This is a genomic window from Cedecea sp. AS113 (assembly GCF_037152415.1).
Lineage (GTDB): Bacteria > Pseudomonadota > Gammaproteobacteria > Enterobacterales > Enterobacteriaceae > Cedecea.
In genome coordinates, this window is the sequence record NZ_JBBCMI010000022.1 from 37,474 (window position 1) to 49,792 (window position 12,319).

General features: G+C 57.2%; 10 protein-coding genes. 4 read left to right on the forward strand and 6 right to left on the reverse strand.

Annotation, left to right across the window (positions count from 1 at the left end):
• The first annotated feature begins 30 nt into the window (after positions 1 to 30).
• Positions 31 to 1,074 carry an NADP(H)-dependent aldo-keto reductase gene (locus WFN87_RS20455; RefSeq protein WP_008458473.1) on the forward strand — a complete coding sequence of 348 codons (1,044 nt, stop codon included), beginning with the start codon at positions 31 to 33 and terminating at the stop codon, positions 1,072 to 1,074.
• 33 nt (positions 1,075 to 1,107) lie between these two features.
• On the opposite strand, the gene lplT is transcribed toward WFN87_RS20455, so the two are convergent.
• Positions 1,108 to 2,304, reverse strand: a complete 1,197-nt coding sequence (gene lplT / locus WFN87_RS20460; RefSeq protein WP_008458475.1) for a lysophospholipid transporter LplT — start codon at positions 2,302 to 2,304, stop codon at positions 1,108 to 1,110.
• Positions 2,297 to 4,456, reverse strand: a complete 2,160-nt coding sequence (gene aas, locus WFN87_RS20465) for a bifunctional acyl-ACP--phospholipid O-acyltransferase/long-chain-fatty-acid--ACP ligase (protein ID WP_166995930.1) — start codon at positions 4,454 to 4,456, stop codon at positions 2,297 to 2,299. The genes lplT and aas overlap by 8 nt, the downstream gene beginning before the upstream one ends.
• A gap of 661 nt (positions 4,457 to 5,117) precedes the next feature.
• On the opposite strand from aas, the gene galR reads away from it, so the two are divergent.
• Complete coding sequence (galR, locus tag WFN87_RS20470; RefSeq protein WP_336983622.1) at positions 5,118 to 6,128, forward strand: HTH-type transcriptional regulator GalR; 1,011 nt, start codon at positions 5,118 to 5,120, stop codon at positions 6,126 to 6,128.
• On the opposite strand, the gene WFN87_RS20475 is transcribed toward galR, so the two are convergent.
• Entirely contained in the window at positions 6,125 to 6,574 is a 450-nt protein-coding gene (locus WFN87_RS20475; RefSeq protein WP_336709273.1) for a GNAT family N-acetyltransferase, read from the reverse strand. The two genes, galR and WFN87_RS20475, sit on opposite strands and share 4 nt — an antisense overlap.
• A 150-nt stretch (positions 6,575 to 6,724) precedes the next feature.
• On the opposite strand from WFN87_RS20475, the gene WFN87_RS20480 reads away from it, so the two are divergent.
• Positions 6,725 to 7,756, forward strand: a complete 1,032-nt coding sequence (locus tag WFN87_RS20480; RefSeq protein ID WP_336983621.1) for a LacI family DNA-binding transcriptional regulator — start codon at positions 6,725 to 6,727, stop codon at positions 7,754 to 7,756.
• On the opposite strand, the gene lysA is transcribed toward WFN87_RS20480, so the two are convergent.
• Complete coding sequence (gene lysA / locus WFN87_RS20485) at positions 7,748 to 9,010, reverse strand: diaminopimelate decarboxylase (RefSeq protein WP_336983620.1); 1,263 nt, start codon at positions 9,008 to 9,010, stop codon at positions 7,748 to 7,750. The genes WFN87_RS20480 and lysA overlap by 9 nt on opposite strands.
• Before the next feature lie 230 nt (positions 9,011 to 9,240).
• Between lysA and WFN87_RS20490 the strand changes: the two genes are divergently transcribed.
• The gene (locus tag WFN87_RS20490; protein ID WP_336983619.1) at positions 9,241 to 10,164 is read left to right on the forward strand and encodes a LysR family transcriptional regulator; all 924 of its coding nucleotides are present in this window, start codon (positions 9,241 to 9,243) and stop codon (positions 10,162 to 10,164) included.
• A gap of 1 nt (position 10,165) precedes the next feature.
• Here the strand turns inward: WFN87_RS20490 and WFN87_RS20495 are convergent, their stop codons facing one another.
• Positions 10,166 to 11,332, reverse strand: coding sequence for an MFS transporter (locus tag WFN87_RS20495; protein ID WP_008458489.1), 1,167 nt, complete (start codon positions 11,330 to 11,332; stop codon positions 10,166 to 10,168).
• Positions 11,333 to 11,537: 205 nt separating this feature from the next.
• Entirely contained in the window at positions 11,538 to 12,236 is a 699-nt protein-coding gene (locus tag WFN87_RS20500; protein ID WP_336983618.1) for an aspartate/glutamate racemase, read from the reverse strand.
• Positions 12,237 to 12,319 lie beyond the last annotated feature (83 nt).

Consider the following 12,319-nt stretch of genomic DNA (forward strand, 5'->3'; position numbering starts at 1 on the left):
ACGAGTCAAAAGAACAACAGGAAGCCGGCTATGCACTATCACCGTATCCCCCACAGTTCACTTGAAGTCAGCACGCTGGGGCTGGGAACCATGACCTTTGGTGAACAAAACAGCGAGGCCGATGCCCACCAGCAGCTCGACTACGCCGTCAGTCAGGGCGTGAATCTGATTGATGTCGCGGAAATGTACCCGGTGCCGCCGCGCCCGGAAACCCAGGGCTTAACCGAGAGCTATGTCGGCAGCTGGCTTAAAGCTCGCGGCAACCGCGAAAAACTGGTTGTTGCTTCCAAAGTCACTGGCCCCACCCGCAACAACGACGCAGGCATCCGCCCAAACCAGATCCTCGACCGGAAAAACATCCGCGAGGCGCTGGATGCCAGCCTCAAACGCCTGCAAACCGATTACCTCGACCTCTACCAGGTTCACTGGCCGCAGCGTCAGACCAACATGTTTGGCAAACTGGGCTACACCTGGAGCGACACGACTTCGCTGCCGGTAACGCTGCTGGAAACCCTTGAAGCGCTGACCGAGTGCCAGCGTGCCGGGAAAATTCGCTATATCGGCGTCTCGAACGAAACCCCGTGGGGCGTGATGCGCTACCTGCAGCTTGCGGAAAAACACGATCTGCCGCGCATCGTGACCATTCAAAACCCTTACAGCCTGTTAAACCGCAGCTTTGAAGTTGGCCTGTCTGAAATCAGCCAGCACGAAGGCGTTGAGCTGCTCGCTTATTCCTGCCTCGCCTTCGGCGTGCTGTCGGGCAAATACCTTAACGGAGCCAAACCGGCCGGCGCTCGCAACACGCTGTTTAGCCGCTTCACCCGCTACAGCGGCGAGCAGTCGCAAAAAGCCGTTGCGGCCTACGTAGAAATAGCTAAACGCCATAATCTCGACCCGGCGCAAATGGCGCTGGCCTTCGTTCGCCGTCAGCCGTTTGTGGCCAGCACGTTGCTCGGCGCCACGACGCTGGAACAGCTGAAAACCAACCTTGAAAGCCTGCATTTGACGCTAAGCGAAGAGGTGATTGAGGAGATTGAAGCGGTGCATCGCCTCTATACTTACCCGGCACCGTAAAAAACTAAGGCCCTCCCAAAGAGGGCCTTTTTGCTATTTATGTTTGATTTGCCACAGCCACAGGGCACTAATCGCCAGCGCAAACACCGCCCCAAATCCAATGCCAATTCCAACGATGGACGCCCCGGTTTTCACCGCCAGTGAGAACAGACCCAGCATCAAAAGCATGGCCGTGTTTTCACCAAGGTTTTGCACGGCAATGGCGTTACCTGCCCCGACCGTGTGCTTGCCGCGCTCCTGGAGCAGCGCGTTAAGCGGCACCACAAAGAAACCGCCCAACAGGCCAATCAACACCAGCAAAGCGTAAGACGGCAACAGAGAATGCTGTAGAGCAAAAATCAGTACGCCAACGCCGATTAAAATCCCGGCGGGCATGCAGCGGGCAACGGTTTCCAAAGTCACCAGCTTCGCGGCTGCTCCGGCCCCCACCACAATCCCAACCGCAACCATCGCATTAAGGTAAGTCGGCGTCGCGTTATCCGTGATCCCTAACGCCACCGGTACCCACAGCACTAGCAGGAATCGAAGCGTCACGCCCGCCCCCCAGAATAGGCTGGTGCCTACCAGCGAGAAGCGCGTTTCTCCGCTGCGCCAAAGGCTGCGGCAGGCGGAAAAGAAACTGTGCGTCATCGGCTTGAAACGCCACGACTGGCCGGGGCGCGCGGCGGCAAGTTTAGGGATAAAGACGTTGGCAACCACCGCCCCGCCGTAAACCAGCGCGCAGACAACCAGCGCCGCCGTCAGGTTCCAGTCTGCCAGCACGCCGCCGGCAACGGATCCCAGCAGGATCGCCGCAATGGTAGAAGACTCCATCAGGCCGTTGGCCTTCACCAGCCGATCGCCAGTGGTCAGCTCGCCGAGAATGCCGTATTTAGCCGGTGAATAGGCCGCCGCGCCGATGCCCACCAGCGTGTAACCGACAAAAGGATTCAGCCCCAGCGCAATCACCGCCGCACCCACAAGCTTCATGCTGTTCGCCAGCATCATCACTCGCCCTTTGGCGAAACTGTCGGCCACCTGTCCCACAAACGGCGCAAAGAGGATGTACGCGCCAACAAACACCATTTGCAGCACGGGCTGGCTCCAGTCCGGGTAGAACTGCTGCTTGAGCACCGCGAGCGTGGCGAACAACAGCGCGTTATCGCCAAAAGCCGATAAAAACTGCGCCGCGGTGACCGCCATCATGCCCCGGGACCACAACGAACCGCTATTGCCAGCCTGTTCAGCCATGGGCTTTCTCCGCTTCATCAACCTGTGCTTTCAGGGTGACAAAATCTGGTTTTCCGCTGCCTAGCACAGGCAGCTGTTTGAGGAAGCGAATATCGCGTGGCACCGCCAGCTCAGGCACGCCGTGCTCACGCGCATAATGCAGAAGTTTTTCGCGGTTAAGCTCGCTGTCGGTGGTAAACATCACCAGCGCCTCGCCTTTGGCGGCGTCGAGCTTAACGACCGTAGCATGCAATTTGTCCGGCGAAATGCCGATCGCCATCTGTTCGACCATCTCAAGCGACACCATCTCCCCGGCGATTTTGGCAAAGCGCTTCGCACGCCCCTGAATCACGCAATAGCCCTGCTCGTCAAAGGTCACGATATCGCCGGTGTCGTACCAGCCGGGTTCCATCTCACCCAGGCCATTTTCAGCCTCAGGCTTCTCCAGCACGCCCGGATTTTCCACGCGCAGATAGCCGTTCATGATGTTTGGCCCTTTTAGCTGCAGCCTTCCGCCCTGTTCAATACCGGGCACCGCCAGCAGGCGAGCATCCATTGCCGGAAGAATGCGGCCCACGGTGCCCGGTTTCGCCGCCATCGGCACGTTGATAGACACCACCGGCGCGCACTCGGTCACGCCGTAGCCTTCCAGAATGCGCAGGCCAAACTTGTCCTGCCACAGCTGCTTCGTGCTTTCCTGCAGCTTTTCTGCCCCGGCAACTACATAGCGCAGGCGGAAGAAATCATACGGGTTAGCAAAACGGGCATAGTTGCCGAGGAACGTCGAGGTGCCAAAGACCACCGTGCAATTGCGGTCGTAAATAAGCTCCGGCACCACGCGGTAATGCAGCGGGCTGGGGTAAAGGAACACTTCCGCCCCGGTCAGCAGCGGCGTGAACAGCCCGACCGTAAGGCCAAAAGAGTGGAAGAGCGGCAGCGCGGACATAAACCTGTCATCGGCGGTGAAGTCCGCGATGGTGCGAATCTGCTCTACGTTGGCCAACAGGCTTTTATGGCTGTGCACCACGCCTTTTGGATTGCCCTCCGAGCCGGAGGTAAACAGCACCATCGCCGCATCTTCCGGCTGCTGTTTCACCTGGGCCAGGCGAGGCGCAAGCAGATGAGCAAAGATCCACACTTTATCCTGCAGGGTGATGGTGGACCTTAAATCTTCCAGATACACCCAGCGCACCTGCGTCAGTTGTTCCGGCAGGTGCCACAGTTTGCCCTTATCCAGGAACTGCCGGGAGGTAAAGACCGTCTTGATTTGCGCCGCCGTAATCGCGCTGGTCAGCCCTTTTACGCCAGCCGTGTAGTTCATCATTGCCGGAATACGGCCCCGGGATGAAGCGCCAAAAATCACCGCCGCGCTGATCGCCGCATTCGGCAGCATCAAACCAATGGTTTCACCCTGTTCGCTGTATTTATCGAGGATTCGGCCCACAAACAGCGTTTTTTTCAGCAACGAACTGTAAGTATCTGGCTTGAAATTTATGTCTTCAATACAGTTTTTACTCGAACCATACCGATCCTTCGCCGCCAGCAGCGCCTCAAAAAGCGTCTCACGCGGGCGCACGGCCATGCGCGCTTCCATCATGATTTGGTGCAGCATCTCGCCGGCCATTTTACGGCGATCCCTGGCCCGTGGGGCTTCTGGCATTGCAATCGACGTTGGCGGAAGAAGATGCAGGGTAATACGCGGGAAAGCCCGGCGTTTTACTAGCCCTTTCAGGCGGCTAAAGAAAGTCAGCTCCGCGCCGTCGATGCGCAAAGGCACCACCGTGGCCTGTGCTTTGGCCGCCACAAATCCAGCTCCATCGTAGATTTTCATCAACGATCCGGTCACGCTGATGCGTCCTTCCGGGAAAATCACTACCGGGCGCCCCTGTTCCACCAGGCGCACCAGGTGCTTGATAGACATCGGTTTGGTCGGGTCCAGCGGAACAAAATCAATGAGCGGCTTAAGCCAGCGCATAAACCACTGCTGGCTTATTGAGGAGTAGACCGCAAATACGGGGCGCACCGGCAGAAAAAGTGCAACCAGGATCCCGTCCAGAAATGAGACGTGGTTTGGCACAATCAGCACCCGCTGGCGTTGAAGCACCTGCGGATCGCCGGAAAGAGTTACCCGGAACAGAATGCGAAATAGCGCACGGAAAAAAGCAAGAAGCATAGCGACTCTCTTTGTCGTCTGTCGGTCAGCATTAAGTGTAGAGTCGCAGAGTACACCAGTTGCGTTAAGTGCGGGAGGGGGCTCAAAAAATGGCAAAAAAAAACCTGCGCATCTGCGCAGGTTGGTGCAAAAGAATTGTACTCAGCAGAGTACCAGGAATTCTCACCAATCAATACCTCTGGGATCCGAATTGTCTCGTGCCGCCAGCGGCGAAACCAGCGGCAAAAAGCAAGGGAATGAGCCCAAGTGCAACCAGGTGTTTAAATTTTCGATTCTTGTTACAGGCGGCTGGATTCAGGCAAAAAAAAACCTGCGCATCCGCGCAGGTTGGTGTAATTCATAGGATCAGCAAATAATCGCTGACTTCACCTATCAATACCTCTGGGACCACAAATGTAGCAGCGGCGTCTTCCATTAAGCTATGCTGAAATCGCAACAGCCGACTGCAAAATGTAAGCAAAGATTTGGGCGGAAACGTTTAAAAATCCGCGACATGCACTAAAAAGAGGCAACCTCTTGAAGCAAGTGTAACCGTTACACGCTTTCACCTTGATTTTGCTCTACTTTGCAATATTCCCATCAGTTGTTGCCTTGCAGTCATCAGGGAATTCCGTAAAACTAAACGCAGTGTAAACGATTACCCCTAACAGGAAGGCTTTTCATGGCGACAATTAAGGATGTGGCTCGGCTGGCTGGTGTGTCTGTCGCCACGGTTTCACGCGTCATCAACCACTCCCCAAAAGCCAGCGATGCCTCAAAGCAGGCGGTGAATAGCGCCATGGAAGCGCTGAATTATCATCCCAACGCTAACGCGAGAGCCCTTGCCCAACAGGCCACGGAAACCATTGGCCTGATCGTGGGCGACGTTTCCGACCCCTTCTTTGGCGCGATGGTTAAAGCCGTGGAGCAGGTTGCCTACCGCACCGGCAACTTCCTGCTTATTGGCAATGGCTACCACAGCGAACAAAAAGAGCGCCAGGCCATTGAACAGCTTATTCGCCACCGCAGCGCGGCGCTGGTCGTTCACGCCAAAAAACTCCCTGATGAGGAGCTAATTTCGCTGATGAAGCAAATCCCCGGTATGGTGCTCATTAACCGCATTGTGCCAGGGTTTGAGCAACGCTGCGTTGCGCTGGATGACCGCTACGGCGCCTGGCTTGCGACGCGCCATTTGATTCAGCAGGGGCACACCCGCATCGGCTACATCTGTTCCAACCACCAGATATCGGACGCAGAAGACCGCCTTCAGGGCTACTACGACGCGCTCCGCGAGCACAATATCCCCGTCAACGAGCGTCTGGTGACCTTTGGTGAACCCGATGAAAGCGGCGGCGAGCAGGCCCTGACGGAGCTGCTGGGACGCGGCAAAAACTTCACCGCCGTGGCCTGCTACAACGACTCAATGGCCGCCGGGGCGATGGGCGTGCTGAACGACAACGGCATTGATGTTCCCGGTGAGATTTCGCTGATTGGCTTTGATGACGTGTTAATTTCACGCTACGTGCGGCCCAGGCTGACCACGGTTCGCTACCCGATAGTGACCATGGCGACTCAGGCAGCAGAGCTCGCGCTGGCGCTGGCCGAAAACCTGCCGCTGCCGGAAATCACCCATATGTTTAGCCCGACGCTGGTGCGCCGACACTCGGTGGCCTCTACGGGCGACAACGCTTAAAGCGTAAGTTGATAAAGATGTACGGGCTGGTCGGGGTAATCCAGCCCGTCGCCAATGTAGCGCCAGCCAAACCGTTCATAATAGGTCTTACAGGCCGAATACAGATACAAAGACTCAAAACCCAGCTGGCGGGCATATTCCACGACGTGTCGCTGTAAAATCTCGCCCAGTCCCTTTCCTCGCTGGCTTTCATCAATATACAGCGCCGCCAGCCAGGGCCAGAGATCCTGCCGGCTGATCAAATCACAGCGCCACAGCCCCACGGTCCCCACCATCTTTTCGCCCTCCAGCGCAATAAACGTCAGGGGCATTTCGCCTTCCCGCTGGCTGGCGGCAACAATAGACGCAAAAAAGCCTCGGCTTTCCTGACTGCCAAACGCCAGCCAAAGCCACTCCGTGACTTGCTCTGCGTGCTGAGGGGCCTGGTACAACGGGACAATTTTCACAACGATATACTCCTAAAAAACCACACCAAATTCTGAAAGCGTGATCCGGGACGACAATTTGCACGGCGAAACGGCAAGGCCGCTTGCGGGCGAAACTCCTGTGATAAACTGCTGGAAAATCGCGACAGCGTCCAGATCGGGAAGGAAACAATGGTAACAATGTTAGATGTCTCGTTACGCGCAGGGGTTTCCAAAGCGACGGTATCTCGCGTGTTAAACGGCACCGGACAGGTTAAAGCAAGCACCCGCGAACAGGTATTTAAGGCCATGGAAGAGCTGGGCTATAAGCCTAATTTTCTGGCACGATCGCTGGCAAACCGCAGCAGCAACAGTATCGGGCTGGTTGTCTCCACCTTCGATGGCTTCTACTTCGGGCGCCTGCTGCAGCAGGCTTCACGCCGCACGGAATTCTACGGTAAACAGCTGATTGTCACCGACGGGCATGACACGCCTGAAAAAGAGCTGGATGCCGTACAAATGCTGGCGGACAGGCACTGCGACGCCATCGTTCTCTACACGCGTTTTATGAGCGAACGGGCGTTGATGTCGCTGATGAATGCGATTCAGGTGCCGCTGGTCGTCATTAACCGGGACGTCACCCAGGCCCGTGAACGCTGCGTCTTCTTCGAGCAGCAGGATGCCGCCTTTCAGGCCACCGAATACCTGATCCAGCAAGGTCACCGGGAAATTGCCTGCATTACCGTGCCTATTTCCACGCCAACCGGCAAGGCGCGCCTGATGGGGTACCGGAAAGCACTGCAAAAACATGGCATTGCGTGGGATGAGAGCCGGGTGAAATACGGGGATTCCAGCATGACCGAAGGGCACCACCTGTGCCAGGAGCTGCTGACCAGCGGCGTGACCTTCAGCGCGCTGTTTTCCTGTAACGACGATATGGCGCTGGGTGCCTCTAAAGCGCTGCACCAGGCCGGGATCCGTATTCCACAGGATATTTCGCTGTTCGGCTTTGATGACGCGCCTAGCGCCCAGTGGCTGGAACCAGCGCTGTCATCCGTCTATCTGCCCATCGACAGCATGATCATTACCGCCATCGATCAGGCCATCAAGCTAGCGAGCGGCGAACCGTTAGCCCCCATCCCGCCATTTGTGGGGACGCTGGTACTGCGGGACTCCGTTGCGCCCGGTCCCTTTTTCGAGGCCGGACGGAAAGTCTCAAAGTAGCTCGAGCGCCAGCAGCTCCTGAATCGTCTGGCGGCGGCGAATCAGGCGCGCGCTGCCGTTATCAAACAGCACTTCCGGCAGCAGCGGACGACTATTGTAGTTAGAGGACATAGAAGCCCCGTATGCGCCGGTATCGTGCAGCACCAGGTAATCACCCGGTTTTACCGGCGGCAGCAGGCGGGTTTCTACCTTGCCGCCTTCCTGCTGGGTAAACACATCCCCGGACTCGCACAGCGGCCCCGCCACCACGGTTTCTTTCGGCTCCAGTGCGGACAGATCCCTCCCGTCACCCGCCAGCGCAGAAATATGGTGGTAGCTGCCGTACATAGACGGACGCATCAGATCGTTAAAACCAGCGTCGATCAGCACAAAGTGGCGGGATCCCATATCTTTCACCGCGCGCACCTGCGAAACCAGCACCCCGGCTTCCGCCACCAGGAAACGCCCCGGCTCGATCTCCAGCTTCACCGGGTGCCCCAGATGAGCGGCTATTTTTTCACGCGCGGTATTCCACAGGCCGAAATAGTGATCGGTATTGATCGTTTCCTCACCTTCACGGTAAGGAATGGACAGCCCACCGCCCGCAGAAATCGCCTCAAGATCCTGGCCGAAGTCGATGACCTGCTGCACCATCGCGCCGCAAACCTGTTCGAGATGGCCATAATCCACGCCGGAACCAATGTGCATATGGATACCCACCAGATGAATGCCATAGCGCTGCATAGCTTCCAGCGCTTTCGGCATATCGCTCAGCCAGATACCGTGCTTACTGTTCTCGCCGCCGGTGTTGGTTTTCTGGCTGTGCCCGTGTCCAAAGCCCGGGTTAATACGCAGCCAGACACGGTGCCCTGGCGAGACTTCGCCGAGCTGATGCAGCATATCCACAGATCCGATATTGACCGGGATTTTCTGCTCGGCCACCAGCGCCAGCGTGGCGTTGTCGATCACGTCGGCGGTAAAGACGATATCATCCGGGTTTTCCAGCGGCTTGTAGCCTGCCGCCAGCGCGCGCTCGATTTCCCCCTGCGACACCGAATCCACCTTCACGCCCTGCTCACGCATCAGTTTCAGGATGTGGATATTCGAGCAAGCCTTTTGGGCAAAGCGAATCACATCAAACTGGCGCAGTTTGGCAATTTGCTGGCGAATGATCTCCGCGTCATATACCCAAACAGGGCAGCCAAATTCAGCGGGCAGGGTCAGCAAGTTTTGCGCGTTCAGCGCGGTGGCGGTGTCGTGCAGCGAGCGTGGCATGGTGAACTCCGGTAAACGTCATTTTCCCTATTACGCCACAGAAAGTGAGGGATAAAAAATATCGTTTTCTAGCGAGTCTATTCAAATATGATATGGTTTAGAAAATGCCCCTCACCCTAACGCTCTCCCCAGAGGGGAGAGGGGACAGTTTAATGCCCAATGCAATTTCTGTTTCCCCCTTCCAGGGAGAGGGCCGGGGTGAGGGTAATCAACATCAGCGGAACAACACCATGCCAGCCATCAACCTGCGCCACATCGAAATCTTCCACGCCGTGATGACGGCCGGCAACCTCACCGAAGCCGCAGGCCTGCTGCACACCTCCCAGCCCACGGTCAGCCGGGAGCTGGCGCGCTTTGAAAAGCTTATCGGCCTGCAGCTGTTCGAGCGCAGTCGGGGCCGCCTCTACCCCACCGTTCAGGGACTGCGGCTGTTTGAAGAAGTTCAGCGCTCCTGGTACGGACTGGATCGTATTATTAATGCCGCCGAAAGCCTGCGTGAGTTCCGCCAGGGCGAACTGTCTATTGCCTGCCTGCCGGTATTTTCTCAGTCATTTCTGCCGCGCCTGATACACCCTTTCCTGGCCCGCTACCCGGAGCTCAGCCTGAACATCGTGCCGCAGGAATCCCCGCTGCTGGAAGAGTGGCTTTCCGCCCAACGCCACGACCTGGGGCTGACGGAAAACATCACCACGCCTGCCGGGACGGAACGCCAAACCCTACTCACTCTGAATGAAGTTTGCGTGCTGCCCGCCGGGCACAAACTGGCCGCGAAAACAGAACTCACACCGCAGGATTTTGCCGGGGAGAATTACATCAGCCTGTCGCGGACCGACAGCTACCGCCAACTGCTGGACTCGCTGTTTCAGGAACATGACGTAAAGCGAAGAATGGTGGTGGAAACGCACAGCGCCGCGTCCGTCTGTGCGATGGTTCAGGCGGGGGCTGGCGTGTCTATCGTCAACCCGTTAACCGCGCTGGATTACCACGAACGCGGCGTGGTAGTACGCCCGTTCAGCGTGGCGGTGCCTTTTACCGTCAGCCTGATTCGGCCCCTGCACCGCCCGGCATCAGCCCTGGTCAGCGCGTTCAGCGACCACTTACAGCACCACATGCATCTGTATAGCGACCCGCTCAACGCGCTGCTCAACCGCTAGCTTATTGCCCGGTCACCGGCTGCTGATGCCCCGTGCCGTTGCTAAAGTTAATCAGGCAAAGTATCAGGCCAACCACTGCCAGCGCAGCAGCGGCCACCGGCACCGCCGTCAGGCCGAAGCCACGGTCAATGACCGTGCCGCCAACCCAGGCACCGAGCGCATTGCCGACGTTAAAGGCCGCAATATTCAGCGTGGACACCAGATTAGGTGCTTCTTTGCCGTGCAGCACCACGTTGATTTGCAGCGCCGGTACCGTGGCAAACGCCGCCATCGCCCACAGGAACAGCGTGATTTCCGCCAGCCATGCGGCATGACTTGTCCAGCTGAACAGTAACGAAAAGACCGCAATCAGGCTAAAGCTGAGGATCAGGCTGAATGACACCCGCCAGTCCGCCAACCGCCCACCCAGAATGTTCCCCACCGTCAGCCCCGCACCAATCAGGAACAGCGTCCAGCTCACGCCCTCTGGCGTAATGCCTGTCACCTGTAGCAGCATCGGTGCAACATAGCTGAACAGCGCGAACATCGCCGCAGAGAAGAACACCGTCATACTAAGCGATAGCCAAAGCTTGCCGTGCGCCAGCGCTTTGATTTCGCTTTTTAAGTCAGTGGCTTCTTCATCTTTCTGCGACGGCAGGCTCACTCCCAGCGCCAGAAACGCAATCACCCCAATCACGGCCACGCCCCAGAAAGTAGCTCGCCAGCCGTAAAGCTGTCCGAACCAGGTGCCAATCGGCACGCCCAGCACGTTAGCCAGCGTCAAGCCGGTGAACATCAGCGCCACCGCCGAAGCCTTGCGCCCGGCAGGTACGAGGCTTGCCGCGACGACTGCGCCAATCCCGAAGAACGCGCCGTGGCACAGCGCCGTAATAACGCGCGCCAACATCAGGAAGTTGTAGCTCAGCGCGAGGGCGCACAGCAGGTTGCCAACAATGAAAATCACCATCAGCAAAATTAACGACAGTTTGCGCGGCAGTCGGGCGGTCAGCAGCGCCATGATAGGCGCGCCAATGGCGACCCCCAGCGCATAGCCGCTGATTAGCCAGCCGGCGACGGGAATGGAGACATGGAGATCCCCTGCCACTTCGGGCAGCAGTCCCATAATCACGAACTCCGTCGTGCCGATGGCGAACGCACTCATCGCCAGCGCCAGTAAGGAAACAGGCATTGTATAACTCCGGTTGCAGACATGATGAAAAGCCATTGCTGTGCGCAATCGCCTGTAGTGTGTGAGGATTTCAGAGGAGCAGCTTTTTGGAATAATGTGCGCTACATAACAAATTTATAACACATTAGCGGCCGGGCATGACCCGGCTCGTCGTGGGGAAAAAACACTACTTACGCTTATTCAATTGATATATAAGGATAAACTATTACTCTTCACCGCACATAAAGCGAACTGCATCGGCGGCGTGGATGGCGGCGGTATCAAACACCGGCAGCGGGCAGTCCTGCTGGCTGAGCAGCAGGCCAATTTCGGTACAGCCGAAAATAACCCCTTCCGCTCCCTGCGCCTGCAGCACCTGAATCACCTGCTGATAATAGCGCTTCGACTCAGGGTTGATCACCCCGAGACACAGCTCATCGAAGATGATCTGGTTGATACGCTGACGCTGGGAGGCGTCAGGAATAATCGAGCGGATCCCGAACTGCGCCTGCAGGCGGCCACGATAAAAATCCTGTTCCATGGTGTAGCGCGTGCCAAGCAAGGCCACCTGGCTTACGCCCTGAGCCGCAATCACCCGCCCGGTGGCGTCGGCAATGTGCAGAAACGGCAGCGAGCAACGGGATTCAATATGCTCCGCGACTTTGTGCATAGTGTTTGTACACAGCACAATGCCTTCAGCCCCGGCCTTTTGCAGCCCCAGCGCCGCCTCGGCCAGCATCTCACCGGCCTTGTCCCACTCACCGGCAGACTGGCAGGCCTCAATCTCGTGAAAATCGACGCTGTGCAGCACAATTTTGGCCGAATGCAGCCCGCCCAGACGCTGTTTGATCCCTTCGTTAATTAATCGGTAGTAAGGAATGGTGGATTCCCAGCTCATGCCGCCCAGCAGCCCAATCGTTTTCATTGTCATCCCCTTTTGCCATTTCCCTTCGGTTATAACCCTTATTCCGGTAAGAAAAAAGCCTCCGAAGGGAGGCTTTAAAAGGA

Coding starts and splice junctions, on each gene's coding strand:
- WFN87_RS20500 (WP_336983618.1), bottom strand. CDS start 12,236: ATGAAAACGATTGGGCTGCTGGGCGGCATGAGCTGGGAATCCACCATT.
- lplT (WP_008458475.1), bottom strand. CDS start 2,304: ATGGCTGAACAGGCTGGCAATAGCGGTTCGTTGTGGTCCCGGGGCATG.
- WFN87_RS20480 (WP_336983621.1), top strand. CDS start 6,725: ATGGTAACAATGTTAGATGTCTCGTTACGCGCAGGGGTTTCCAAAGCG.
- aas (WP_166995930.1), bottom strand. CDS start 4,456: ATGCTTCTTGCTTTTTTCCGTGCGCTATTTCGCATTCTGTTCCGGGTA.
- WFN87_RS20495 (WP_008458489.1), bottom strand. CDS start 11,332: ATGCCTGTTTCCTTACTGGCGCTGGCGATGAGTGCGTTCGCCATCGGC.
- galR (WP_336983622.1), top strand. CDS start 5,118: ATGGCGACAATTAAGGATGTGGCTCGGCTGGCTGGTGTGTCTGTCGCC.
- WFN87_RS20455 (WP_008458473.1), top strand. CDS start 31: ATGCACTATCACCGTATCCCCCACAGTTCACTTGAAGTCAGCACGCTG.
- WFN87_RS20490 (WP_336983619.1), top strand. CDS start 9,241: ATGCCAGCCATCAACCTGCGCCACATCGAAATCTTCCACGCCGTGATG.
- lysA (WP_336983620.1), bottom strand. CDS start 9,010: ATGCCACGCTCGCTGCACGACACCGCCACCGCGCTGAACGCGCAAAAC.